The organism is uncultured Nostoc sp., from assembly GCF_964247315.1.
Classification (GTDB): Bacteria; Cyanobacteriota; Cyanobacteriia; order Cyanobacteriales; family Nostocaceae; genus Nostoc.
Window position 1 is genome coordinate 24,356 of record NZ_CAXTTT010000029.1, and the last position, 25,406, is coordinate 49,761.

Consider the following 25,406-nt stretch of genomic DNA (forward strand, 5'->3'; position numbering starts at 1 on the left):
GCCCTACAGATTCGTTTCTTACCATTGCCATCGCCTATTGTTTATCCCTGACATATTCAGTTGAGTAATTGGATGAGTTCATCATCTAATTATCAAAAATTTATCAATACTTATCATTTCCGCTGTAAATCTGCCAACACCTCTGGGCAAACTAAGACTATACAAATTGTCCCAGCGGCAAAATTCCAAGCGAGCAACCTCATTCCTCAAAAGTTCTGAGGATCGTAAGCCTCTCCTCGGACTTTTTGGTGGAACTCTTGAAATGTAGCAATCAATCATTAATGGTGTGGGTGGATGAAAAATCATGTTTGAAAAACTATTGCTAGCGGTAACAATTACATTTTCCCTGAATTTATTTTTTCAAGTTCGCGTACCAGAGCAACATAACTCTAGTGCCGCCTTCGGGCCACAAGCAGAAAAATCAGCAGCTATTCTGGTAACGAAATCAAAAAATTAAATCACCATCTTAGCAACCACAGCAACCTAACTTCCAGAAATTATTACCCAAATTTTCAAGGTATCAAGAAGTTAGAATTACAAAATTTTATCTTCATTTTTATAGCCAAATTTAATTATCTCGATCAAGCGTATATACCCAGTTGCTAAAAGTACTAAAATGTGCATCGGGGCGCACCTTTGTTCGTTGATGGGTCTTAGGCAACTATGGGAGCAGTATAAGGAAAAGTGGCTCTGCTTATTGCTATAAATGTATCCAAAATTGTATGCTTCAGTGTTCCAGTCATCAATCCGTCACCTGAGCGTGGAACTTCTGTCCCATTAGCAGGTCTAATAGATAGGGATGATTTAGAGCCAGTACGATCTATGAGTCAATCGATTACTGTATCCTGGTCAACGGTTGATGCAAAGTATCCAGAAGCATCAGTGCAAGTTGACAAACTCCCTAACCACGATTTAATTTTGCGCTGTCAAGCCGGACTGCGACCAGATCGTGCTGCTTTTGCGGAACTATTACGCCGCTATCAAAGTCAAGTCGATCGAGTTCTATACCACCTGGCTCCAGATTGGCCTGACAGAGCCGATTTGGCTCAAGAAGTTTGGATTCGAGTGTATCGGAATATTAACCGATTACAAGAGCCTGCTAAATTTCGGGGCTGGTTAAGCCGCATTGCCACGAACTTGTTTTACGACGAGTTACGGAAACGCAAGCGGGTTATGAGCCCTTTGTCATTGGATGCTCCCCGTTCCTTAGAGGACGGCGAGATGGATTGGGAAATCGCTGGCGATACCCCAGGCCCTGAGGAAGAAATGACAACTAGAGAATTTTACGAGCAATTGCATGAAGCGATCGCGGATTTACCAGAAGTTTTTCGTACTACCATTGTCCTTAGAGAAATCGAAGGCATGGCTTATGAAGAAATTGCCGAAATCACTGGAGTTTCTCTAGGAACTGTGAAGTCAAGAATAGCCAGAGCTAGATCGAGGTTGCAAGCCCACTTGCAGAATTATCTAGACTCCTAATTTATAGTATCTTGCCTCTGCTCAATGGCAGAATTTAAGCATAGATTAAAAATTACTAGAAAGACGTAGATTGTTTCTGCCTTTAAGAGGAAAATTGGCTAATTTTCTCGAAATTTGCGCCCAGTTTACCCGTGTATGAATTGGTAATAATGTTAAAATGACTACTGATTCTCAGTTTTACGACCGTTCTCCTTTGCAACTTCCTCAAGATTTGTCAGATGGAATGGCCAAGCATACCAATGAATCAACGGGTCTTATGAATATGGTGAAGCGCGATCGCTTCGAATTATTGAGTGCTTACCTGGATGGTGAAGTCACAGCCACCGAACGCAGGCAAGTAGAAGAATGGCTAGCAAATGATGCCTCAGTTCAATGTCTGTATGCTCGACTGTTAAAGCTGCGCCAAGGCTTGCGGACGCTCCCGGTGCCAGCAGCCCAACAGTCGCCAGAAGAAACAGTTCAGCAAGTATTGACACGTTTGCGCCGTCGCTCCCATTTAAACTCGATGGTGGGAGCTGCGGCCATTGCCGCTTGCGCGATCGGTGCAGTATCAGGCTTAATAGGTGGTGGTTCGATGGTGCCGCAACTGGCACAACGACCACAAAGAGAACCTATACAAACGTCCTCAGCGTCTATAGTTCCCCCTTCGCCGCTGATGGTGGGACTAAATAACCCGGTAATTGAAATTCCGAAAGCAGCAGTAGCCTCTCCAGAAAATTCAATTTATCAGGTACAGCCGCAACGACACGACCCCAAACAGGACATAAACTAATCGCAAAGTTAACAGTTTAAAGATCGTAACTGTACTTTGGGGTTAAACCACAGCCGCTCCACCAGCCTCCAGGTTGGAGGAAGCCTCCTAATCGCTCGACTTTCTCTAAAGTCATTAAATAAACCCAAGCCCAACCCAGAGAGAGCGACTGTGGCTCATAAACCTCGATAATTTGTCGATTATAAAGGTTTTCTGGCATTTGTCTATTGGGCTGGTAATCTTCCAGCACATCTAGCTCATTTAAAATCTTTGGGTTGGAAAAAGAGAGTAAATATCCGTAAACTTGGCTATCCCCTAGCGTCATCGCTGGGTAGCCCATTGGCAGAGCAAATAATTTGCCTTGTACAAGAGCTATTTTGACATCAACTACTTTGCCACTACAGTATCTTTTATAGTTAGCTTCACCTGGTTTGAGCGTGCCGTAGACAAAAACCCTCACCAAATCAGAAAATTTTATATTTGATTCAACCATTTAAACTTTCATCAAATGACTCTCGTTATATCTGAAAGAGTCGCAGTTTGGGCATAATCAGGCTGCTCCTCAATCGCACTATATATAAATCTGTGAGTAGTTGACCTACAATATAGGTTGACATATTGGGTTAACCCAATATGTATGGAGGCGAATGGAATTACAGACCCAGTAGGAGAATTTTGGTGGATTCCCGATATAACCCAGCAGCAATTGAGGAAAAATGGCAAAAAACATGGGTAGAACTTGGTTTAGCTAAGACACCTACAGCTAGCAACAAGCCAAAATTCTACGCTCTTTCCATGTTCCCTTATCCATCGGGCAGCCTACACATGGGTCACGTCCGTAATTATACGATTACCGATGTGATTGCCCGCCTCAAGCGAATGCAGGGGTATCGGGTAATACACCCAATGGGTTGGGATGCCTTTGGCTTGCCAGCAGAAAACGCCGCCATTGACCGTGGTGTACCGCCATCAAAGTGGACTTATCAAAATATTGCCCAGATGCGGCAACAATTGCAGCGTCTTGGTTTATCTATTGATTGGGAATGCGAACTTGCTACCTGTTCACCAGATTATTACAAGTGGACACAATGGATTTTCTTGCAGTTTTTGCAAGCGGGGTTAGCTTATCAAAAAGAAGCAGCAGTAAACTGGGACCCGATCGATCAAACTGTACTGGCAAATGAGCAAGTTGATAACGAAGGACGTTCTTGGCGCAGTGGGGCGATAGTTGAGCGCAAATTATTACGCCAGTGGTTTTTCAAGATTACCGACTATGCCGAAGAATTACTCAATGACTTGCATCAATTGACAGGTTGGCCAGAACGCGTCAAATCGATGCAGGCAAACTGGATTGGCAAATCTACAGGCGCTTACTTAGAATTTTCCATCATTGGGATAAATGAAAAAATCGGAGTGTACACCACACGCCCAGATACAGTTTATGGTGTCAGCTACCTAGTGTTAGCACCAGAACATCCCTTAACAAAGCGCGTCACTACAAAAGAACAACAAGCAGCGGTAGAAGCATTTATTAAAGAAGTCTCTCATCAAAGTGAGTTGGAACGTACCTCTGAAGATAAACCGAAGCGGGGTATCCCCACAGGTGGTAAGGCAATTAACCCATTTACAGGGGAAGAAGTGCCGATTTGGATTGCTGACTATGTGCTGTATGAGTATGGTACTGGAGCAGTTATGGGTGTACCAGCACACGATGTCCGGGATTTTAAGTTTGCCAAAAATTACGATTTGCCAGTTGATTTTGTCATCGTTTCTCCAGATGATGTTGCAGGCTTTGACTTAACTCCAACATCAGAGATTGATGAAGTCACACAACTCATTCAAATTGAATACAACCAGGCATACACTGAACCAGGAATTTTAATTAATTCTGGGGCTTTTACTGGTATGACTTCCACAGATGCTAAACAAGCAATAATTGAATACGCCCAACAACAAGGTTTTGGTAAAGTGCGGGTGCAATATCGCTTGCGGGATTGGTTGATTTCGCGGCAGCGTTACTGGGGCGCACCGATACCTGTAATTCACTGTCCCAACTGTGGGATAGTACCAGTTCCTGACAAAGATTTGCCAGTACAGTTGCCAGAAGAGGTGGAATTTACTGGACGTGGTGGTTCACCTTTGACTCAATTGTCAAGCTGGGTAAATGTACCTTGTCCAACTTGTGGCACTCCGGCAAAGCGTGAAACTGACACGATGGATACTTTTATTGATTCCTCGTGGTATTTTTTGCGCTTTCCTGACGCTAAGAATGAACAACAGGTTTTCGATTCTGATAAAATAAACGACTGGATGCCAGTCGATCAGTACGTAGGCGGGATTGAACACGCGATTTTACATTTGTTGTATTCGCGGTTCTTTACTAAGGTTCTGCGGGACAGAGGCTTGTTAAATTTTGACGAACCTTTCCAACGCCTGTTAACTCAAGGTATGGTGCAGGGTTTAACTTACCTAAATCCTAATAAGGGTGGTAAAGATAAATGGATTCCTTCTAATCTGGTAAATTCAGCTGACCCGCGCGACCCCCAGACAGGTGAACCGTTACAACGTCTCTATGCCACCATGTCTAAATCAAAGGGCAACGGTGTAGCGCCAGAAGATGTAATTTCCAAATACGGTGTAGATACAGCGCGGATGTTCATCTTGTTCAAAGCGCCACCAGAAAAAGATTTGGAATGGGATGAAGCCGATGTGGAAGGACAATTCCGCTTTTTAAATCGGGTTTGGCGTTTGGTGACAGATTATATTGCGGCTGGGGTATCCCGTAAAAAAGCTCAACTCTTTGATTTAACTAAAGCAGAAAAGGAGTTGCGGCGGGCAATTCACACGGCTATTCAAGCGGTGACAGAAGACGTAGAAGACGAATATCAATTCAACACAGCTATTTCAGAATTGATGAAGTTGAGTAATGCCTTAACTGATGCTAACGGCAAAAATTCACCAATTTATGCAGAAGGTATTCAGACTTTGGTGGTGTTACTAGCACCCTTTGCACCACACATTGCTGATGAATTGTGGCATTTATTGGGTGAAAGTGATTCAGTTCATACTCAAACTTGGCCATCATTTGACCCGGCTGCTTTGGTAGCTGATGAAATCACCTTAGTAATTCAAGTTATGGGTAAAACTCGCGGCTCGATTCAAGTACCAGCACAAGCAGATAAAGCAGCGTTGGAGAAATACGCCCGTGAATCAGAAATTGCCCAGCGTTATATCGAAGGCAAAGAGATCAAAAAGGTAATTGTGGTGCCTGGAAAGTTGGTGAATTTTGTAGTTAGCTAAGAGTAGAGGGAAGAGAACACGGTAGGCGTTCATGCTGACCAACCATTGCTAAATCACATCTGAATTCATAACTCTGTATTCCTATTTTTTAATGCCCGATTGCGATACCAAGCGGGGAAGCGTATTGTCATCAAGATAGCGATCGCAACCAAGACAATGTGCAGAACCGTAGAAACGTTGAGCGGCAGCAGCCAACTGATCAATGCACTCAGCGCAAAGGCAATCCCCCAGGTCAGGGTAAGAATCTGATTCACGCGAATAAAAATAGGACTATTCCAATGTTCTTCAGTAATTTGCTCACGGGCATACTGAATCGTAAATGGGATACCCACGAGTAAGGAGCCAATCGCAATCACTGCCAAGGCACCGTCAGCAAAAAGTCCTGGATGTTGCGTAATGAAAGGATGCCGCAAGTAAACACCCACAACTAGAACGAAGGCAAAAAAGACAACCGTACACCAATCTAAAATGAAGCCTTTACGTAAATTTTCACGTCCAAGAATCAACGTCAGGACGAGTGCAATAATTGCCTCGTGGAGGATACCACTCTCCCCTCTGTTTGCCAACACAGAATAAATGATCCAAGGTAAGAAACCTAAGATAACTCTTTTCATCGTGTTTGTTCTTCCTAATGCCTGAGCAATGAACTTTGTATATTAAGAGAGTGGCAAACCAAATTTGATCTATCCCTACATCTCCCAACAATCTGCTAAACGTTAGTCTTAGACGGAGAGTGCACATTGCTAAATCATACTAAATCATATCTTACCCGTTTCGTACAAGTACTACTAAATCGATTTCTAAATCAATTTTGCAATCATTGCCTTTGCAGTTATCATAAGGATTTAAATCGTGTTTGGCGTTGTGGTCATCAAGTCTGTAGAATTTATTTAATTGTGGCAGGCTTGCTACCTGTGAGACATTGGATAGCAGTCTGATTAATATACCACTTTTAGGCTTTCTCGGTACTATTGTTATTGTGCATTTCCAGAGCGTATATGGTGCGTCTTGCTAGTTTATCTGCTCTGCCTAGATGAGTCTTATAGGAGTCACTTTTGAATTTTTCTGTAGAGATGTTAAAGCCATGAAACATTTGTTGCAAGAAGTATTGTAACAGTAGTTTCTTTCTCTGGTATATGTGTATTTAATAACATCTATCTGATCGTCCAGAAAGTTGGACTGTTTTATTTATACACAAAAAAGCGCTTGAGAGTTTTGCTCACTCAAGCGCTTTTCCGTAAAAGCTTATACCAACTCACTCGTTTGATGCAACATTTGAAATCTGCAACACTCCCTGAGGAGGGAGTATTACGGGGATAACTTGTGACAAACATGTGGTGAAATGGTATCACTCCTTGCACTAACTAAGAATATCTCTTTTGCAAGAATACCGGGGATCTAGTGAGTGACAGTTTATGAACTGAACACTAGTTAAAAACGACTCACCGTGAATAGTAACTAAGGAGACCAAGCACGATTGTAGCAATTTTGTAAGTATAGTATAAAAACTTATAGTTTATTAGCGCCCGCCGTCGGTATCGCTTACCACTAAGTGCAGTATCAAAAAGTGCAGCAATTAGTAGCATAGATATCTCAACTTCTGCGTCAAATTAGTCGCTATCAAATAAGCCAGAAAAGCCTTGGATATTGGTATATAAGCGATTTTAACTCAAATAAACCATAGATGAAGGTATTTTTTAGAGAATGGCAACCTAAGAACAAATCTTTGACCCAAATAGATTGAAAAGTTTGAGTTGGGTATCTTCTATCTCTTAGCAAACGGTGACATCCAAGTCTTCCGTATAGTGTAGGGGGTTACTTCTTTCGTAGAAGCAAAACACAACTTTCTCACCACAATTACCGCGATGTTCAAAACGATTTCGCGTTTTTCTATAAAAACAACTGAGGTGGATTATGGGTAGATTTAAGAATTTATTGTACCTATGCCTCATTTAGATAGATGTTTCATCCTTAGCTAAAATAGCCGTTCGCCTACGAGCAGACACCTTAACCTGGCGTCTAGGTGTGTGGTAAGATTGCCTGGAACAAAGGTTTTATCTGAGTTGGAGTCTGGTATAAATTGCAAAGGTCAAGCTGACCGATCGTTAACTCCCACGATACTTTTCCTATGAATTTGGAAAATATACAACAATGCTGGTGACGATCTGAGTGGAACTTGTAGATGAATATCTAGGATTTGCTATCAGACTTAACTAACTTCCCACAATTTTGACTTTTATTTGACTTTTAGGATAGACACATGAACGATAAGCTGATGCTGATGATTCCAGGCCCTACACCGGTGCCAGAAGCTGCCTTACTGGCATTAGCCAAGCATCCGATTGGGCACCGTACTAATGAATTTAGCAACATATTGGCAGAGGTGACAGAAAACCTCAAATGGCTGCACCAAACTCAAAGTGATGTGCTGATGCTGAATGTCAGTGGTACGGGTGCTGTAGAAGCGGGAATAATTAATTTTCTCTCTCCAGGCGATCGCATTTTAGTTGGTTCTAATGGTAAATTTGGCGAACGCTGGGTAGAAGTTGGTCAAGCCTACGGTTTGAATGTAGAAGAAGTTAAGGTGGAATGGGGAAAACCCTTAGACCCAGCAGTATTTGCTGAAAAACTCCAAGCAGATACTCAAAAGCAAATCAAAGCTGTAATCATTACCCACAGCGAAACCTCGACGGGTGTGTTGAATGACTTAGAAAGCATCAACCGCCATGTTAAAGAACACGGTGAAGCTTTAATTATCGTTGATGCCGTCACGAGCTTGGGTGCATTCAATCTACCCGTGGATACTTTGGGTTTAGATATCGTCGCCTCTGGTTCCCAAAAAGGTTATATGATTCCGCCGGGATTGGGTTTTGTCTCTGTCAGTCCCAAGGCTTGGGAAGCTTACAAAACTGCGAAGCTACCGAAATATTATTTGGATTTAGGCAAATATCGCAAAGCCACAGCCAAAAATACAACTCCATTTACTCCACCTGTGAACTTGATCGTAGCGTTACACAGCACGTTGCGAATCATGAAAGAGGAAGGCTTGGAATCAATATTTGCTCGACATGAACGGCTCAAAAATGCTACCCGCGCCGCCATTAAAGGATTAAATTTACCCTTACTTGCAGCAGATAATTCCGCTAGTCCGGCGATTACGGCTGTAGCACCACAGGGAATTGAACCGGATAAGATTCGGTCATTGATGAAAAAACGCTTTGATATTGCTTTAGCCGGTGGTCAAGATCATTTGAGCAATAAAATTTTCCGTATTGGTCATTTGGGTTTTGTGAGCGATCGCGATATCCTTAGCTGTATAGCATCCTTAGAAGTTACCTTAACAGAACTTGGCTACGAAGACTTCACCCCTGGTTCTGGTATAGCAGCAGCAGTTAAAGTGTTTAGTCAGTCCTAAGTACTAAATCAAAAGAGCGAGTTAAATTATCAACTCGCTCTTTTAACTTATATATAGAGTAAGCTATATATCAACCTTTGTATCAGGTAGAGTTGATGTGACAATACCTCAATCCTCCTAAATGACACCAAGTTGCCCTAGATAGTATTATTTGCTTTGAAGAAAGTCGTACTGTATCTTTGACACCAAACAAGACTAACTTTGGCAACTTAGTATCATCCAAAATTGGCATAAATAGTATTGTTTGAGATTCTGCTAATATGCATTTGCTAGAAACTTTTAAGCTAAAGTCTAAAATCTACAATCCAAAATTGCTATAATCTACGCCGTCTCCAGCCAATCATAAATTTGTTCTAATTGTTCTAAAGTAACTAACCCATATTGCCAAAGAATCATTGCTAAAGGGCCTGGGTCTTGCTCCCGATGCCGAAGCGCCACCGCTAGTGATGCTGTGGAAATTGCCAAATCTTCTTGCAAAAAATGAATCAGTCGAGAATATTTTGATGGTGACATTTGGATCTCACCTCCTTGTGCAGAATGTATTGTCATATATCAGTTCACCATTACTCGGTAGACAGTAGCCAGTATTTTATTTGTCACTGTGCCGTTATCGGCAATACACCCCCAGCACAGTTGTTGTTAATCTGCCTTTAAAAGAGGCTTCCTATAGATAGTCTGAGAAATAAAAATTCTCATACAAGTCATCTGCTAGCTTATTAAGCAGTATTTTTACCTAATTAAATTGCCTTCATCTTATTTACCTTTGTATTTTATTTAATTACACAGGTAGTAATAAAGATTCCATAGCCTATACTCTCTTATTGGCGACTATTTACACTTGCGCCCAAGGGAATATTTTTGAGACCAAATCTGAAGACTGCGATTTCAGGTTTGAGACAGTAGAATTTTACATTATTACTACAGTTTTTAAATAGTAGCGTTACAAGTGCTGTTTGACCATATAAAGTGACATTTTTTACAAAAACAATATATATTTCGACCGTATAGGCTCTTAACCGAGTAATTACTTAAGTTTTTATCCGTGCAAAGCACCGGAGTTTCAAAGCTCAATTTTGATTGTATCGCCCACTTTCAACTTCAATTCGGTAGCTCTTCCAGAGCGAAGTTCAATCACCTTATCAATTGGTGTATTGGCTCCATAGGTAGGACAAGGCTCGTTTGCACAAGGAGGCGCAGCAACCTGAATATATTTAACTACACCCTTATGTAGAAATACCATGTCCAGGGGTACAGGTACATTCTTCATCCAGAAACTGACTGGTTGTGCTGAAGGGAACCCAAACAGCATCCCTCGGTCATCTGGCAAAGCTGGTCGATACATCAACCCCATTGCTTGCTGTTGTGGCGTCTGCGCTACCTCTAATTGAATCGTTGTACCATTAGGCACAATGGCTTTAGCAGAAATTGGTAGTTTTTGACCTAAACTCTCTGGTGCTGGAGTTTTAGAATCAGAAGTGAGGCTAGGAGATTTAGCTGTTGTAGGCACAGAACAACCCATCAGAAAAATACTCAGCACTATCGAGAGCAAACTTAGCCGACGAGTCATATAGCTTTTCGATTTTGTAATTTAGACTTCAATTTTACAGTGTTGTAGGCAAAAAAACCCTTTGGGTGGGAGACAACAGTACCCAAAGAAAGCATTCCCAATTGGAAACTGGGAACAAAGCAAGGATGATAGGCAAACTCCCGCTACAGTATACTAGGATTCTCTTAAAACGTACCCTACGCCTCGCACTGTTTGAATCAGGCGCTTTTGACCTTCATCTTCGATTTTTAACCGCAAGTAACGGATGTACACTTCAATTACATTCGACTCACCGAGAAAGTCATAACCCCAAACATTTTCGAGAATTTGTTCGCGGGTTAACACTTCACGGGGATGTTCCATTAAGAATTTTAATAATTCAAATTCCTTCATTGTCAAGTCAATTGGTCGCCCGTTGTGTATGCCACGGCGAGTTGCTATGTCTAAAATTAAATCCCCAAAGCGTAATTGCTCCGTGGTATCCACATCGGGTTTTAAGTAGAGGCGAATCAACTTCAAAAAATCTTCTGAGCGGTAAGGTTTGAGGATGTAATCATCCGCTCCAGCTTCTAGACAAGCTACACGATCGTCAACTGTATCCCTTGCCATTAAAATCAATACAGGCGATCGCATACCAGTGCTTCTCAGATTTTTGCACAATGAGAGTCCTGATTCTCCTGCTAGCATCCGGTCTAAGACAATTAAAGCAGGCTGGCGATCGCGACAGTGTTGTAAACCACTCGTCGTATCATGAGCCAAAATTGATTCATAGCCGGCTTCTTGCAAATCGCAAGAAAGCTGATTTGCAAGGCTCTCATCGGTTTCAATCACCAAAACACAGGGACTTTGAGCAACTGTCATAACAATTTTGGATATTGGATTTGGGATTGTAAAGATATTCCGAAGAAAATCTTTACATCAGTTATAAAGTGCAATTACGAGTTTTTAATGATGGAGCAATCTGATTTGACACGCTGCTAAAGAATGTTTTAGCAGTTCAGGTGTCAGCCATCGAATTTTTGGATGCAATCTTAATAACTAACTCCAAATACCATCTCTATACCAGTAATTCTGGAAGGAAATCACTAAGTTGGGTATGGGGCATGGAGAATAGGTTGATGAGGGCGATGAGGGAAAAGAATTAATATACCAATCCCCAACCCCCAATCCTTACGGCAATTCTACCGAAGTTGGTTTAGCGATATGTGGTAAACCCCAACCTAATTTTTCTCGTAAAATTCGGAAAAACTCAGGCGGTTGTAGGCGAATAAATCTGGCACTATATTGCGATCGCTCCATATATACTCGATCTTCTGGTAAGATATAGCACCCTCCATTCCCATCTACTACCATTACCAGCCGAGGAATATTGACTGGGTAGATATTGACCGACTCAGTATCTGGAAACACCAATGCTCTAGAAGCTAGGGAATGGGGACAGATGGGTACTAGCTGTAAAACAGGTACGCCAGGAGTTACTACTGGGCCACCAGCACTCAATGAGTAAGCTGTAGAACCAGTAGGCGTAGAAACAATCACACCATCTGCGGCAATATCTACTGGCGCATGATGCCCTATGGCAATTTCAAAATGGCACATAGAGGTCAAAGGTTCTCGGTGTAGTACCATTTCATTCAAGCATAGGGCTTCCCATAGCACTGAATCATCTCGAAACACTTTGACAGTGAGCATAGCTCGTTCTTCAATTTCATACTCACCTGCCATCGCCTGTTCTAGTGCTTGGGGCAATTGATTCAGGAAAGTTTCTGTCAAAAATCCCATGTGGCCGGTATTCACTGTTAGCAGTGGAATACCACAAGGGGCTACTTGACGAGACGCTGCCAGAACAGTGCCGTCTCCCCCTAATACCACTGCAAACTCCATATCTGAGTCAAAACCAGGGGGTGTCAGACCGTCAATGGGGGTGTGGCAAACAGGACTCTCCGGGTTAGGATAGCCCAGTATCCCACCAATACTCGATGTGATACATACATTCCAACCGGCTGCGGTTAGCTTGTCTTTCAACTCGATAGCGACACGGCCCGCTATCGGTTTAACGTCATTGTAGATAATGCCTGCTTTCGGCACACTCAAATATCCAAGTTTAGGCGATGCTCTGTATTATGTAATCGTTACACATTTTTGGTCATGTAGTCATTAATCTAGAGTCAAATATCCAGAGTCTAGAGTTTTACGACTAATGTCTGTTTTGTGATGACTATTGACTATTGGCTTTTGAAGATTGCTTAAAAGGAGTTTTTTTAGGTTTCTGTTTTTTATTTTTATTTTTCTGGTAGTCTACTTCTTTGAGTTTCTTCATTATTCGGCTGAAGTACTCTTGGAGATAACTTTCTAGGGTTGTAGTTTGTTGCGGATCTAAACCAAAAACTGTATATACTTCATCCATTGAAGCGTTTAACTGTTTACCACTAGCCAATACTTCTGTAAACGCTAGCCTGTCTGCTACGTTCCATCCCCACTGAAAGAAACGCATTATGCCTCGCACAGCACGCAGCAAAGTTATTGGCATCCGCGTTACTCTAGCATCTTTTCCAGATAAGCGTTCGCACAGGTTGATAATTTCTTCTGCACTCCATGCACGAGTACCGACTACAGGAAAAGCTTGGTTTTCCGTTTCTGGTACACTCAATGCTCGGATTGCAAACTTAGCAATGTCCTGAGTGTCCATATAGGCGATGGGAGAAGAATTACCTGTTACCCAAACTGGCTGTCCTTCCAAAATGGGAATCCCATACTGACTGATTAACCCTTGCATAAATCCAGCTAGTCGCAAGATGGTATAATTCAAGCCTGACTCAGCCAAGAATAGTTCTGTACACCGCTTAATTTCCATTAGCGGCACTTCTGGGTATTTATCAGCATCTAAAATAGAAAAGAAGATAAAACGCTCTACACCCGCTGCAATTGCTGCTTGAATCAATGCTACTTTGCCTTCCCAGTCCACTTGTTTGATACTCAGTGAATCTGTAGGGCGAGAGGTTGAGGCATCAATAACTTGGGTTACACCAACTAAAGCTTCCGCTAGGGTATCGGGGTAACGTAAATTTCCGGGGACGAGTTCTGCACCCCATTCTTTAAGAAAAGCTGCTTTTTTACTGCTGCGGACAAGACAGCGTACTTTATATCCCTCATCGATCGCACGACGAGCCACTTGTCTTCCTAAGGTGCCAGTGGCACCGACGATTAATAATGTCATGAGGGTTGTAATAAATTTTAATGTTTTATGAAAAGAATGTTATCAGAATAACCTATGCAAACAAAAGTTTACATCTTTTCTCAGAAAATCAATTTATTTGGATAGAGTTATGGGAAAATAGCTGTCCGGTTAACGGACAAGCTTTTTTCTCATTTTGATGACAAAAGGGAGTAGGGAATGGGGAGTGGGGAGAATAGTAACTTTTAACTCTTAACTCCTAACTCAGCACTCAGCACTCAATTATTCTTCTGTGCCCTGAATTTTCAGTAACAACGTGCCTAAGCCCCAGCCCACAAAGATTAAACCGAAAGATAGTAGAGCTGCATTCAAAAGTTCGCCGCCCATTAGTATGATTCTCCTTATGCAAAGTGGTGTGTAAACTAGGTCTAACAGAAGCTTTTCAATGGTTGCTGTAGGATTAGACCTGTGTAAATAATTTTAAACTAGTTTAGCAGGTAATCCCTACTGGTTCGGGGGGCAATTCCTACTGTCATCAGAAGAGAGATAGGTAAATTGGGAAACTTTGATGATAATAATTATGAAGAGATTTTATGTATCCAAGTAATGAAGGTAGGTTAAGAAATTTTGTGAAAGAAAATCGTCCGCGTTTGGCGCTGACGCTGGGAGATCCGGCGGGGATTGGGCCGGAGGTGATTTTGAAAGCTTTAGCCGATGCAGAAATTCGTAAAAAATATGACGTTACAGTAGTGGGTAACGGGGATTTGCTCGCACAGGTGTATCACAAACTGAATTTAACTGAGAATTTAGTAGCTTTGGCAAATCCAGATGAGTTGTCAGTTAGCGATGTGCAGTTGGATGGAAAAATTAAAGATCGAATTATTTCAGGAATAGGTAATGCAGCCAGTGGTGCGGCTAGTTTTGCATATATGGAATATGCGATCGCTCAAACACTGGCTGGTAAATTTGATGGTATTGTCACAGGGCCGATCGCTAAATCGGCTTGGAAAGCCGCAGGATATAATTATCCAGGGCAAACGGAACTTTTGGCGCAAAAATCAGGTATTGACCGTTTTGGGATGTTATTTGTAGCGCGATCGCCCCATACTGGTTGGACACTCCGCGCAATACTAGTAACCACACATATTCCCCTACGTCAAGTAGCCGATGTATTGACACCGCAGTTGCTGACACAAAAACTGGATTTGCTGGTGGAATGCTTGGAGAAAGATTTTGGTATATATAGAGGAAGAATTGCGATCGCTGGGTTGAATCCCCACAGTGGAGAACAGGGACAACTTGGAGATGAAGAACAAAATTGGTTAATTCCCTGGTTAGAGCAAGAGCAAAAAAAACGACCACAATTACAGCTAGATGGGCCAATACCGCCAGATACAATGTGGGTTAAACCTGGTCAAGCTTGGTATGGAAATTCTTTAGTACAAAATCCCGCTGATGGCTACTTGGCACTTTACCACGACCAAGGCTTAATTCCGGTGAAGCTGATGGCGTTCGATCGGGCAGTTAATACTTCTATTGGTCTTCCTTTTGTTCGGACTTCACCCGATCACGGAACAGCGTTTGATATTGCGGGTAAAGGAATTGCTGATGCTACGAGTATGAAAGCAGCGATACATTTAGCAGCTGAGTTGGTTAGTCAAAGATTGGCTAAGAAAAATAATGAATAGTCTTTAAAGTACAGCTTTGCTGAAAATAGTCAAGACACGACCAAATCAGTTCCCAATATGGTTCAGTTAAGCATTTCTATCTTATTTCAGTGTTGTTTGTAACTCTGTGGTAGCCTTAAAAACTAGTATTCTCATCGGGCGTTTCAAACTTGTAACCATAGCCTCGCACAGTTTTAATAAACTCCGGGATGCTGGAATCAACTTCCATCTTTTTGCGAAGCTGACCAATATGTACATCAACCACCCGGCCATCTCCTACGTAGTCGCAACCCCAGATTTGTTGGATTAGTTGTGGACGACTCCAAGCCTGATTAGGATGACTTGCCAAAAAATGTAAGATATTAAATTCCAACGCTGTTAAGGCAAGCATTTGATCATTAAGTGTTACCTCCCGGCCCTCTGGGTTAATTACTAGTTGCTTGAAAACTATACGTTGTGTTGGGGAGGGATTGATGTAGCGTATCCGCCTCAAAAGAGCTTCTACTCTAACTTCAACTTCTGCAAGACTAAAAGGTTTAGTCATGAAATCATCAGCACCTGCACTTAAGATTTTAATTTTATCAGCCTCGTCAGTCCTACTAGTCAGTATCAGCACTAAGACATTAGTACGACTCTGCATTTCTTGGCAAAGGTTATAACCAGTAACATCGGGCAAATTCCAATCCAGAATTACTAAAGCTGGGTTGAATTGCTCAAACAACGATAAGGCAGTCCTACCATCTGCTGCTGACTCTATTTGATATTTTCGGCTTAAAAAACGATATACAAGATTTCGGACGCCGAAGTCGTCATCAACGATCAGAATTTTGGGAGTAGTAGCAGTAACCATAACCATAATGCTGTCTATTGTAGATTGAGCGATTTACTGTTGATTAATTAGGTCTCTACAAAGGCTCACAAACTAACTTATCAGCCAATCTAGATTCTTAACTCCTACTTACTCGACTGTACTATAACCAATAGATATGTTTTCTTGAAGAAGTTTTACGAAAATCTACCCTGGTGCATTTACATGTATTTGCCCTCTTAAGCATATACTATACTACAACTTTCAACCTGAGACTATGACAAGCCAAGAACTGAAAGTATCCCCAGAAGGTATATAAGGCAGCAAAACCAGCTTTAACAGACAAAAGCAACAGCAAAAAGAATTGCTCTAGCAATACTAAGTAAGTGGGTAAAATTAAATATAAAACCTCACCCTGCCTCCGGTTTCCCTCTTCGTGAGTTCGGATAGAGATTGAGGTAAGGTTTTATCTTAATGTTTAATTACGCTTACCCACCTATTATGATGTCAATAAATTGCTGATATAGCAATCCTATTTGAGTTATGAATTTTTTTTATGGTCGTCCTTGGTAATTTGTTAAGAATTATTTGTAATTACAAAGAACAAATGACAAATAATTAATGACAGCTAACTCCAAAAATATTTCACAAATGATTTAGGACTGCTATATTAGCGATCGCTTATATTAAAAAGGTATCAATTACTATATTTATCGCTAAATATTCTTCATTTTAAACTAATGTTTTTCTCGATTTATGAGGAATTTAGTAAAATGAAAAATATCTAAATGACTAAAACATCAAAAACATAAACTTTAAATATATTCAATTATATTTAGAGCAAATCTTGTCTATCCATACTCTCAAATGGCATTATTTACAATTGATTAATTGGTATAATTTATAGAAATTACTTAGTCTATCTGAGGAGAGAGTTTGAGGATATTCATACCAAAGAAAGATCAATTAAATATCTTCAGTTCGCTAAATTATTATAAATATCGTCAGTAAGGAAAAATTATGGTTAATAATTTAGTAGGCGGCATCATTCCCCCACAACCACCAATAGAAGCACAAACTGAGGCTCATATCCTAAAGACTCGTCTGGAATGGGGTGAACCAGCTTTTACAATCCTGGATGTACGCGATCGCATGACCTACAATGAAGGTCACATTATGGGAGCGATGCCCATGCCAGCAGATGAATTGGTAGAGCGTGCAGTATCTTCTTTGGATAAGAGCCGTGATATTTACATTTACGGTGCTAATGAAGAAGAAGCTGCCCAAGCCTCACAACAACTGCGTTCTAATGGATTTGAACACGTCTCCCAACTCAAAGGTGGTCTTGACGGATGGAAGGCGATCGGTGGCCCCACAGAAGGCATTGTTGAATCAATAACTCCCCCAGGTGCAGATGACTATAATGTGGTAGATCGCCTAAAAAATCACCAAGAAAATCTGCAAAAGGGAGGCACTAGCGCGACGGAATCTATTAAACAGGGAGCCACTAACCTTAAGGAAGGCATTAAAGAGGGAGCCAGTAAGCTTAAAGAAAACATTCAAGAAGGAGCTAGTAACCTCAAAGAAAACGTTCAAGAAGGAGCTAGTAACCTCAAAGAAGATGTTCAAGAAGGAGCTAGTAACCTCAAAGAAAACGTTCAAGAGGGAGTTAGTAATGTCAAAGAAGGCATTAGTGAATCTAAAACTCCTAGAGACACTGAATAATTCCAATATTGGATCTTAGGCAAAAAATAACTTAAAAAGTTAGCAAATAGACCTCTTGTATAAATAAAGCATAAGAACCCCACTTTGCCTTTGACTAACGTCAAAGTTTCTCCTCTTTGATAGCCAAGAGAGGTTAGGGGTGGGGTGTTAGAAAATTTTCCAAGAGGTCTAATCTCGATTTTTCATGAGCAGAAAAGTCACAATTCGCAAATGAAGCCGGAGACTCCGAAGCTCCAACCAGGAAGATAGAATATTCTAGTCTAGTGATATTTGTCCTCCAGGTCAATAACTTTAGCAATAGGTTTACGGTTTGATCAGTGTTCAAACAAATCCTTAAATTGCAACAAATCTAAGGAAACTATCGTTGGAAGAAATTCAAAACATTCTTGAGCAATTTGCCAACGTTCTTCTCGTTTGAGCATTTCTATTAACTTCTGTTGTACACTAAGCAAGTAGCGCACATCATTGGCAGCATAACTTAGTTGAGCTTCAGATAAACTAACGGCGTTACCCCAATCGGAACTTTGAGAGCTTTTATCTAGTTCCACTTGTTCTAACTCTTGTACCACATCTTTGAGTCCGTGGCGATTTGTGTAAGTACGAGCTAATTTACTAGCAATTTTAGTGCAAAAAATTGGCCTTACCTGAATCCCCAGATTGGCTCGTAAAGTGGCTAGGTCAAATCGAGCAAAGTGAAACACTTTCACAACATTGACTGCTTGCAAGAGTTTTTTTAAGTTGGGGGCGTCAATTTGTCCTTTGGCTATGCGGATTGCAGTCACTTTCCCTTCAAGATTGCACAGCTGGACGAGACATAAGCGATCGCGCAACGGTAGCAATCCCATCGTTTCTGTATCAACTGCGATCGCTGTAGATTCTAAATACTGGTTAAGGGCTGCGTCACTGAGGTCGCGATCGCTCACCTGAAAATCTGGTAATGTCATCAATTGTTCAAAAATAATAGCAGTGTCCAGCAGAAAAAAGTCTTGTCAGACACTACATTATTATTGTGCAAAAAAATCAGAAATTAAATCTATCTAGTGCGAAAAAACATTTGTGTCAGGTAGACTTCGCCTTGATTATTAGTAGCAACACCAATTCCAGTCAGGTTGTAATTTCCTTTAAGATTTTTTAGGTGTCCGGGACTGTTGATCCAACCAGTAACAGCTTCCTCTACGGGGTTGCTATATCCCCGATTGAAAGCAACATTTTCTGCTGCACTGTTATAGCGAATCGGGATAGCTTTGACTCGCCCTTCAAATCCCTGATGGCTAAATGGGGTTTTACCTTTAGCCATATTTTGACTATGAATTCTTGCCTGTCGAGTTAAATTTGCATTTAAGGTCAACTTTGGCAGCCCTTTAGAAGCGCGATATCGATTAATTTGGTCAAATACTGATTTTTCTAGCTCAGTAGTTTTAAAAGTAGGAGTCGATATTGCAACCTGACTAGAAAAAAGCGACAACAGCTTATTACGGGTGGATGTATTCGTAGAAGTATGATTTGGTATCGGAGCAGTCGTTAATCCACTAGCAAGGACAAGCGCACTTAAAGCGATGCCAAAAGCAGTTTGTCGGAACATGGAGAATTGCGTAATGTGTAGAGATATAAGACTTCTACTCTACCCTATTGTTCCAAGGATATATACCACACTACTGTTAAGTAATGATGAATTTCGGCAATTTGGCTACATCCTTTACAAGTAACACAAACAATCATTTCCAATTGTCAGTATTTCAATAGGTCAGCTTCATGAAAATCACGGTTAATTTTGCTGATAATTTAAGATTTTCAGGAAATATCTCGCAAAATCTTTGCTGACAGGTTGAAGTCTGGGGAATTTGAGAAAAACCTAAATTTTTTTAAATTTAACGCTGCGTGCAATTTTTACTCAAACTTCATTTCTCAGCCCCTTGCTTTCAAAGCCTTTCTCTTTACCGGAGAGAAGAATGGAAGTGAGGTGAGAATATTAAATTGCACATTGCGTCAAACTTATGAGCGAATAAACATTTGTGTGAAGTAGATTGCGCCTTTACTGTTTTTGACGACACCAATCCCCGTCAGATTGTAATTACCTCTGATATTGGCAAGATGCCCTGGACTTTTGAGCCAGCCTTGAACAGCTTTTGTGGCAGGATCGCTATATCCCTGGTTGTAAGCGACATTTTCACCAGCTGCTGTGTAAGAAATACGGGTTGCTTTAACACGTTCTGAAAATCCATTATGTCCAAAGGCAACAGTACCATTAGCCATGTTCTGACTGTGAATCCTCACTTGATTATCGATAGCAACATTACGAGTCAGCGCTGGTAGCCCTTGGGAAATTCTGTAGTTATTAATTTGATTAAAAATCGACTGTTCTAGAGCAGCAGTGTCGATGCTAGATGCTGCAATTTTTGCAGTATTATTTGATACATCTGAATTCATCGGCGTGAAAGCTGGATTTGTTACAGGAGTAGCGATCGCTCCACTACTGAGAATAAGAGTGCCTAAAGCAACGCTGTAAATTATTGGTTTGATCATTTGCTGTAAGTAAACTTTTAGACAATGTAACCAACTAATATCAATGTGACAAATTGCTTATAGGTCTATGTAGGTCTATTTATAGGCTTTTTTGTTCAAAAACTACCAGCAAACGTTTAAATTCATGACTTTACAGAAAAATAGTGCTATTTAATCAATAATTGTCTTCTACCATTAGTATGATTATTTATATCTACATCCGCACTTAGCTGTCATATAGTAGTGTAATTACTAGATTTTTTGGAACTTTTTAGTTTCAGATTATGCTTATTTACCTTCCAAATCCAGTTATTTTACTGCTTTTAGGTATATTTAGTAACTTTGTTTATGTATAAACAGCAGTAAAAACCGATTGTGACAGTTGAAGATACGGAATGTATAATATAAATAGGCTAGATTTATTCAGCAAAATGTCTGCGTGATTTCAACTAGCTTTGGTTGAGGGTTTCTAACTCTTCCTGTACCACGCGCAACACCCGTGCAATATATTCTGCACGCCACTGTTCCCGTTCCTTGGTTACTTTGGCATCTGGCTCGTAAGCTTCAATCTCACTAGCTGATAAAATACCTTTCACCTCTAGCAACCGTTCAATGGTGTCTAGCCGCTCATGCAGTACGGACACCTCACCAGTCAAAGCCATAACGATCGCTAACAATTTATCAGTTTGCGGATTTTCTAAGTAAACAGGTCGTTTACCCTTGGCTATTTTTGTCATCCTAATACCAATTCTCCAAAAATAAGACTAGACATACAAAACGAGGAAAGCCAGATAAAATCTGACTTTCTCAATTACGAATTACGTTAGCGTAGCAGGCCATAGCCCATTACGAATTACGAAACTTTTTCTGCTTACTTAGTTGCAGCAACCACAAACCAAGTGCCTTGAGTGGCTGAGTTCCGATTTTGAAACATACCATTAGTTTCTTTTGCTTTCCATGCCCCATTGGGGACAAATTTCTCGAATGTCTTATCTGCTGCAAAACCAGCTTCAGTAACTAGCGGCACTAAATCTAAATCACGTACAGCACTCCAGAAGGGTTCGTTGTTGTTAGCAGTTTCCCAATCAGAAATAAACTGTCTATAAACATCCATGTGATGATACAGGGGTGCTTCTAGATGAATCATCATACCACCGGGAGCCAGTAGACGATAAGACTCTTGCATAACTTTACGCACAGATGACGGGGGAATTTCATGCAGCAAAATATGAGAAACCACTAAGTCAAATGATTCATCGGGGAAGTTAGTGTGTTCGGCATTTTGCTGAGAGAAGTGTACCCGTTTTCCCAAGGCTTCGGCTCTTGCATGAGCATAACGCAGTATAGATGCACCTATATCTATGGCATGGACTTCTGCATTTGAGAAACCATCGACATAAGGTAATGTACTATTGCCAATAGAACATCCCATATCGAGGATTTTTCTCGGTCGAAAGTTGGGAAACTCTGCTAGAAGGTAGTTTTGGACTATAGATAGCCCCATATCATCGTTGAGCGGCCCCAACCAACCGAATCCATAAACGTAAGCGCCGCGATCGTAGGTTGCACCGGCTGCGACATCATCAGCAGTGAATTCACTGTGATATCCTCCAGGCATACAGTGAATGTCTACAGCCTTTTGATAAGTAGGTATTTGAAAATTTGGATCGAGGGTTAAAGTACCCAGTTCACCACCCTTATCTTTGGCACGCTCTATCAACTCTGGCAGTTGTCTGTCAACGTTGGCATTTACAGCATCCCATAACATTTCCTGGTTGATGCGCTTCAGAGCACTAGTCCAGCGATAGTAGGGTTCGTGCTGCATTACTTCCCGAATTTCATAACGATTCTGGGGAGAACGCTGATGTTCTTGTTCAAACTTCGGCTTGGCTAGTTTTTCATAAACTTCCTTATTACCAGGAAGGATATTCTTGAAAATGTGCATTTTCATAGTTTGCACAAAGCTTTGGCGTGCCAACTCGTCGTGAGTGGGTTGCGGTAACATTGGGTGTTGGAATTGTCGATCCATTATTGTTTTCTCCCAAATATTTTATGTAGATTTACGCTGGATAAAATAATTTGGCTACCGTTTGTACATCTTTGTCACCACGTCCAGAGCAGTTAATTACAATCCGAGGACTGCGGATTAGTTGAGGACAGAGAGTTTCGAGATAAGCGATCGCATGGGCTGTTTCCAATGCCGGGATAATCCCCTCCAATTTCGATAATCGCTGAAATGCCGCCAAAGCTTCTGCATCCGTCACACTATAGTATTCAGCGCGACCAGTATCCTTTAAATAGCTATGTTCTGGCCCCACACCGGGATAATCTAACCCCGCACTAATTGAGTGTGCCTCAATGATTTGCCCATCTTCATCTTGCAGTAGGTAGCTCATAGCTCCGTGCAATACACCAATTCGTCCTTTTGTCAACGTAGCTGCGTGTTTTTCGGTATTAACACCTTCCCCGGCTGCCTCAATTCCAATGAAGCGTATAGAAGGCTCATTCATAAACTCATAGAATAGTCCCATCGCATTGGAACCACCACCTACACAAGCCAAGAGAATATCAGGTAATCCACCCCACTTCTCCATTGCTTGGGCGCGGGTTTCTTCGCCGATTACTGCATGGAAATCACGTACCATCATTGGGTAAGGATGAGGCCCTGCTACCGAACCCAGGATGTAGTGAGTAGTTTCCACATTTGTCACCCAATCTCGGATTGCTTCGGAAGTAGCATCCTTCAAAGTTCCGGTTCCCGCCTCTACCGGCCGCACTTCTGCCCCCATCAGCCGCATTCTAAAAACATTCAAAGCTTGGCGTTCCATATCCTGAACACCCATGTAAATTACACATTCCAGCCCAAAACGCGCGCAAACTGTGGCTGTAGCAACTCCATGCTGTCCAGCGCCCGTTTCGGCAATAATCCGCTGCTTACCCATGCGTTTTGCCAACAACACCTGACCAAGGGCATTATTGATTTTGTGAGCGCCAGTATGATTTAAATCTTCACGTTTTAAGTAAATTTGTGGCCCGGTGCGATCGGGTCGGGCATAATGAGCAGTCAGGCGTTCAGCAAAATACAATGGTGTGGCACGTCCTACATAGTCTCGTAACAACTGCTGTAGTTCTGCTTGAAAACCAGGGTCATTGCGGTATTGCTGATAAGCTGTTTCTAATTCAGCCAGGGCAGGCATGAGCGTTTCAGGTACATACTTACCGCCAAAGCGTCCAAAGCGGCCTAGCGTATCTGGAACCTGAGCAGTTGAACTTGGAGATAGGGGAGTGGTAGTCACAGGCTGTTTTTGATGACGGGAATCACTTAATTATAGAAAAGTCTGAAGCATATCTGGGGAATGGGGAGACAGGGGGAATTTTGGAAGTGCTAAATCATCTCGTAAATATGCAACGCCTAAAATTCTTCCCCTATTTAAGAGTTCCCCTTCGGTTTGGTTAACCCAACGCGGACTTTAAATCACTTTCCGCTTGTGCCAACGCATCTGGTAATTTACTTGCATCGCGTCCGCCAGCTTGGGCTAAGTTCGGTCTTCCACCGCCGCCGCCGCCGCAAATTTTAGCGATCGCACCCACAAATTTACCAGCTTGCAAACCTTTGTTGTTCACTTCTGGACTAAAAGCTGCAACTATACTCACTTTTCCCTCTTCAGGAACAGAACCCAGTACCACTGCACCGTTACCAATTTTTTGCAACAAGCGTTCGGCTGCGGTTTTCAATGATTCTGGATCGACATCTTCTAGTTGGGCGACAATAATTTTAGAATCGCCTACGGTTTGGGCTGTTTGTAGCAAGCTGTCTGATTTAGCGATCGCTAGCTGTACCTTTAAGGTTTCTAATTCCTTCTGGCTATTTCTTAGTTCGCTTTGCAGACTTGTGATTCTGTCTGGTAATTCTTCGGGTTTCACTTTAAAGCGATCGCTCAAATCTTTAACTACTTTATCCCGCAGGTTGAGATAATCTAATATTGCTGGCCCCGAAACAGCTTCAATCCGCCGCACCCCAGAAGCTACACCAGCTTCCGAGATAATCTTGAACACGCCAATTTCAGCAGTGTTACTCACGTGAGTCCCACCGCATAATTCCATTGATACGCTAGGAAAGTCAATCACGCGCACTTCCTCACCGTATTTTTCCCCGAACATGGCGACAGCACCCCTAGCTTTCGCCTCTGCTAAAGGTAATACTTCCACTTTTGCAGCATGAGCCTGAGCAATCCAAGTGTTCACCTGTTCTTCAACTTGTTGAACTTCTTCTGCTGTCAAAGCGCGGGGACAGTTAAAGTCGAAGCGCAACCGATCAAAGGAAACCAGAGAACCTGCTTGAGATATGCCCTCATCAACAATTTTTTTCAATGCAGCTTGCAATAGGTGCGTTGCGGTATGGTTAGCTTGAGCGCGACGGCGACAAGCCGGATCGATTTGAGCGCTGACGCGATCGCCTACGCGCAGTGTACCGCGTTCGATGCGTCCGAAGTGAACAAAGAAATCAGATTCTTTCTTCACGTCTTCTACCCGAATTACGATACCATCACCAGAGATATAACCGCGATCGCCGATTTGTCCCCCTGATTCACCATAAAATGGTGTTTTGTCAAGGACTATTTGCACCTGTGTCCCCACTTCTGCTTCCTCTTGAGAAACACCTTCTACCAAAATCGCTTCAACTTTTGCCGTCGCCGCCGATTGGGTATAGCCTAAAAACTCGGTGACTTGGATGTGTTCTGCCAATTTGTCGAGAGAACCTTGCACAGTTAAATCGATGGTTTCATGTGCTGCTTTGGCACGTTCCACCTGTTTTTGCATTTCGGCATTGAATCCCTCAACATCAACTTCTAGTCCCTGTTCTTCTGCAATCTCCTGTGTCAGTTCCAAGGGAAAACCATAGGTATCGTAGAGTGTAAAAGCATCGATTCCAGAAATTTTTTGTTTTGGTGAACCAGAAACGTTTAATTCTGGCAAACCAGGAACGTTTAATTCTGGCAAACCAGGAACGTTTAATTCTGGCAAACCAGGAACGTTT

The 25,406-nt window shown here is 41.8% G+C and carries 22 protein-coding genes and 1 pseudogene; 7 read left to right on the forward strand and 16 right to left on the reverse strand.

The window, feature by feature from the left end; all coding sequences use genetic code 11:
- The first annotated feature begins 304 nt into the window (after positions 1–304).
- The 3 genes from ACFE93_RS11215 (at position 305) to ACFE93_RS11225 (ending at position 2,251) form a co-directional block, all read left to right on the forward strand.
- The gene (locus ACFE93_RS11215) at positions 305–457 is read left to right on the forward strand and encodes a hypothetical protein (RefSeq protein WP_375473361.1); all 153 of its coding nucleotides are present in this window, start codon (positions 305–307) and stop codon (positions 455–457) included.
- A gap of 365 nt (positions 458–822) precedes the next feature.
- Positions 823–1,479, forward strand: coding sequence for a sigma-70 family RNA polymerase sigma factor (locus ACFE93_RS11220; protein WP_375473362.1), 657 nt, complete (start codon positions 823–825; stop codon positions 1,477–1,479).
- 157 nt (positions 1,480–1,636) lie between these two features.
- Positions 1,637–2,251: an anti-sigma factor family protein gene (locus ACFE93_RS11225; RefSeq protein ID WP_375473363.1), complete on the forward strand. Its 615-nt coding sequence runs from the start codon at positions 1,637–1,639 to the stop codon at positions 2,249–2,251.
- Between the two features lie 16 nt (positions 2,252–2,267).
- On the opposite strand, the gene ACFE93_RS11230 is transcribed toward ACFE93_RS11225, so the two are convergent.
- Positions 2,268–2,723: a gamma-glutamylcyclotransferase gene (locus tag ACFE93_RS11230; protein WP_375473364.1), complete on the reverse strand. Its 456-nt coding sequence runs from the start codon at positions 2,721–2,723 to the stop codon at positions 2,268–2,270.
- A 185-nt stretch (positions 2,724–2,908) separates the two neighbouring features.
- On the opposite strand from ACFE93_RS11230, the gene leuS reads away from it, so the two are divergent.
- Entirely contained in the window at positions 2,909–5,530 is a 2,622-nt protein-coding gene (leuS, locus tag ACFE93_RS11235; RefSeq protein ID WP_375473365.1) for a leucine--tRNA ligase, read from the forward strand.
- A 65-nt stretch (positions 5,531–5,595) separates the two neighbouring features.
- Here leuS and ACFE93_RS11240 read toward each other — a convergent pair whose 3' ends face one another.
- Positions 5,596–6,144 carry a hypothetical protein gene (locus ACFE93_RS11240; protein ID WP_375473366.1) on the reverse strand — a complete coding sequence of 183 codons (549 nt, stop codon included), beginning with the start codon at positions 6,142–6,144 and terminating at the stop codon, positions 5,596–5,598.
- A gap of 1,646 nt (positions 6,145–7,790) precedes the next feature.
- On the opposite strand from ACFE93_RS11240, the gene ACFE93_RS11245 reads away from it, so the two are divergent.
- Positions 7,791–8,945 (forward strand): pyridoxal-phosphate-dependent aminotransferase family protein, encoded by a 1,155-nt coding sequence (locus ACFE93_RS11245; RefSeq protein WP_375473367.1) that lies wholly within the window; start codon positions 7,791–7,793, stop codon positions 8,943–8,945.
- Positions 8,946–9,266: 321 nt separating this feature from the next.
- On the opposite strand, the gene ACFE93_RS11250 is transcribed toward ACFE93_RS11245, so the two are convergent.
- From ACFE93_RS11250 to ACFE93_RS11275, 6 genes are all read right to left on the reverse strand, one after another.
- A complete protein-coding gene (locus ACFE93_RS11250) occupies positions 9,267–9,494 on the reverse strand; it encodes a DUF2949 domain-containing protein (RefSeq protein ID WP_292736094.1) in 228 nt (75 codons plus the stop codon).
- 511 nt (positions 9,495–10,005) lie between these two features.
- On the reverse strand, positions 10,006–10,512 hold the full coding sequence (locus ACFE93_RS11255) for a DUF192 domain-containing protein (RefSeq protein ID WP_375473368.1): 507 nt from the start codon (positions 10,510–10,512) through the stop codon (positions 10,006–10,008).
- A 153-nt stretch (positions 10,513–10,665) separates the two neighbouring features.
- The gene (nblR, locus tag ACFE93_RS11260) at positions 10,666–11,352 is read right to left on the reverse strand and encodes a response regulator transcription factor NblR (RefSeq protein WP_375473369.1); all 687 of its coding nucleotides are present in this window, start codon (positions 11,350–11,352) and stop codon (positions 10,666–10,668) included.
- Between the two features lie 309 nt (positions 11,353–11,661).
- Positions 11,662–12,579: an NAD(+) kinase gene (locus ACFE93_RS11265; protein ID WP_292783283.1), complete on the reverse strand. Its 918-nt coding sequence runs from the start codon at positions 12,577–12,579 to the stop codon at positions 11,662–11,664.
- 130 nt (positions 12,580–12,709) lie between these two features.
- Complete coding sequence (locus tag ACFE93_RS11270) at positions 12,710–13,708, reverse strand: SDR family oxidoreductase (RefSeq protein WP_375473370.1); 999 nt, start codon at positions 13,706–13,708, stop codon at positions 12,710–12,712.
- Between the two features lie 240 nt (positions 13,709–13,948).
- The gene (locus ACFE93_RS11275) at positions 13,949–14,053 is read right to left on the reverse strand and encodes a PetM family cytochrome b6-f complex subunit 7 (protein ID WP_334879005.1); all 105 of its coding nucleotides are present in this window, start codon (positions 14,051–14,053) and stop codon (positions 13,949–13,951) included.
- Between the two features lie 206 nt (positions 14,054–14,259).
- Here ACFE93_RS11275 and pdxA point away from each other — a divergent pair, with 206 nt between their 5' ends.
- Positions 14,260–15,354 (forward strand): 4-hydroxythreonine-4-phosphate dehydrogenase PdxA, encoded by a 1,095-nt coding sequence (pdxA, locus tag ACFE93_RS11280; RefSeq protein WP_375473371.1) that lies wholly within the window; start codon positions 14,260–14,262, stop codon positions 15,352–15,354.
- A gap of 115 nt (positions 15,355–15,469) precedes the next feature.
- Here the strand turns inward: pdxA and ACFE93_RS11285 are convergent, their stop codons facing one another.
- Positions 15,470–16,189 (reverse strand): response regulator transcription factor, encoded by a 720-nt coding sequence (locus ACFE93_RS11285; RefSeq protein ID WP_375473372.1) that lies wholly within the window; start codon positions 16,187–16,189, stop codon positions 15,470–15,472.
- Positions 16,190–17,161: 972 nt separating this feature from the next.
- Here ACFE93_RS11285 and ACFE93_RS11290 point away from each other — a divergent pair.
- Positions 17,162–17,608 (forward strand): annotated as a pseudogene (locus ACFE93_RS11290) (rhodanese-like domain-containing protein); the annotation flags it as partial.
- 572 nt (positions 17,609–18,180) lie between these two features.
- Here ACFE93_RS11290 and ACFE93_RS11295 read toward each other — a convergent pair.
- The 7 genes from ACFE93_RS11295 to alaS all read right to left on the reverse strand — a co-directional run.
- On the reverse strand, positions 18,181–18,810 hold the full coding sequence (locus ACFE93_RS11295; RefSeq protein ID WP_375473373.1) for a ribonuclease D: 630 nt from the start codon (positions 18,808–18,810) through the stop codon (positions 18,181–18,183).
- Between the two features lie 89 nt (positions 18,811–18,899).
- On the reverse strand, positions 18,900–19,448 hold the full coding sequence (locus tag ACFE93_RS11300; protein ID WP_375473374.1) for a CAP domain-containing protein: 549 nt from the start codon (positions 19,446–19,448) through the stop codon (positions 18,900–18,902).
- Positions 19,449–19,858: 410 nt separating this feature from the next.
- Entirely contained in the window at positions 19,859–20,389 is a 531-nt protein-coding gene (locus ACFE93_RS11305) for a CAP domain-containing protein (RefSeq protein ID WP_375473375.1), read from the reverse strand.
- A 428-nt stretch (positions 20,390–20,817) separates the two neighbouring features.
- A complete protein-coding gene (locus ACFE93_RS11310) occupies positions 20,818–21,105 on the reverse strand; it encodes a hypothetical protein (protein ID WP_104907718.1) in 288 nt (95 codons plus the stop codon).
- A 134-nt stretch (positions 21,106–21,239) separates the two neighbouring features.
- A complete protein-coding gene (locus tag ACFE93_RS11315) occupies positions 21,240–22,397 on the reverse strand; it encodes a class I SAM-dependent methyltransferase (RefSeq protein WP_375473376.1) in 1,158 nt (385 codons plus the stop codon).
- Positions 22,398–22,428: 31 nt separating this feature from the next.
- On the reverse strand, positions 22,429–23,664 hold the full coding sequence (gene trpB, locus ACFE93_RS11320) for a tryptophan synthase subunit beta (protein ID WP_375473377.1): 1,236 nt from the start codon (positions 23,662–23,664) through the stop codon (positions 22,429–22,431).
- 157 nt (positions 23,665–23,821) lie between these two features.
- A partial coding sequence (gene alaS / locus ACFE93_RS11325) for an alanine--tRNA ligase (protein WP_375473378.1) occupies positions 23,822–25,406 on the reverse strand: 1,585 nt, incomplete at its 5' end.

What these genes read in the sequence shown, in the direction of transcription:
- ACFE93_RS11275 (WP_334879005.1), bottom strand. Translation starts at nt 14,053, where the DNA reads ATGGGCGGCGAACTTTTGAATGCAGCTCTACTATCTTTCGGTTTAATC.
- ACFE93_RS11305 (WP_375473375.1), bottom strand. Translation starts at nt 20,389, where the DNA reads ATGATCAAACCAATAATTTACAGCGTTGCTTTAGGCACTCTTATTCTC.
- ACFE93_RS11245 (WP_375473367.1), top strand. Translation starts at nt 7,791, where the DNA reads ATGAACGATAAGCTGATGCTGATGATTCCAGGCCCTACACCGGTGCCA.
- nblR (WP_375473369.1), bottom strand. Translation starts at nt 11,352, where the DNA reads ATGACAGTTGCTCAAAGTCCCTGTGTTTTGGTGATTGAAACCGATGAG.
- ACFE93_RS11230 (WP_375473364.1), bottom strand. Translation starts at nt 2,723, where the DNA reads ATGGTTGAATCAAATATAAAATTTTCTGATTTGGTGAGGGTTTTTGTC.
- ACFE93_RS11240 (WP_375473366.1), bottom strand. Translation starts at nt 6,144, where the DNA reads ATGAAAAGAGTTATCTTAGGTTTCTTACCTTGGATCATTTATTCTGTG.
- ACFE93_RS11295 (WP_375473373.1), bottom strand. Translation starts at nt 18,810, where the DNA reads ATGACATTACCAGATTTTCAGGTGAGCGATCGCGACCTCAGTGACGCA.
- ACFE93_RS11310 (WP_104907718.1), bottom strand. Translation starts at nt 21,105, where the DNA reads ATGACAAAAATAGCCAAGGGTAAACGACCTGTTTACTTAGAAAATCCG.
- pdxA (WP_375473371.1), top strand. Translation starts at nt 14,260, where the DNA reads ATGTATCCAAGTAATGAAGGTAGGTTAAGAAATTTTGTGAAAGAAAAT.
- ACFE93_RS11215 (WP_375473361.1), top strand. Translation starts at nt 305, where the DNA reads ATGTTTGAAAAACTATTGCTAGCGGTAACAATTACATTTTCCCTGAAT.
- ACFE93_RS11220 (WP_375473362.1), top strand. Translation starts at nt 823, where the DNA reads ATGAGTCAATCGATTACTGTATCCTGGTCAACGGTTGATGCAAAGTAT.
- ACFE93_RS11255 (WP_375473368.1), bottom strand. Translation starts at nt 10,512, where the DNA reads ATGACTCGTCGGCTAAGTTTGCTCTCGATAGTGCTGAGTATTTTTCTG.
- ACFE93_RS11300 (WP_375473374.1), bottom strand. Translation starts at nt 19,448, where the DNA reads ATGTTCCGACAAACTGCTTTTGGCATCGCTTTAAGTGCGCTTGTCCTT.
- ACFE93_RS11250 (WP_292736094.1), bottom strand. Translation starts at nt 9,494, where the DNA reads ATGACAATACATTCTGCACAAGGAGGTGAGATCCAAATGTCACCATCA.
- ACFE93_RS11285 (WP_375473372.1), bottom strand. Translation starts at nt 16,189, where the DNA reads ATGGTTATGGTTACTGCTACTACTCCCAAAATTCTGATCGTTGATGAC.
- ACFE93_RS11315 (WP_375473376.1), bottom strand. Translation starts at nt 22,397, where the DNA reads ATGGATCGACAATTCCAACACCCAATGTTACCGCAACCCACTCACGAC.
- ACFE93_RS11270 (WP_375473370.1), bottom strand. Translation starts at nt 13,708, where the DNA reads ATGACATTATTAATCGTCGGTGCCACTGGCACCTTAGGAAGACAAGTG.
- ACFE93_RS11225 (WP_375473363.1), top strand. Translation starts at nt 1,637, where the DNA reads ATGACTACTGATTCTCAGTTTTACGACCGTTCTCCTTTGCAACTTCCT.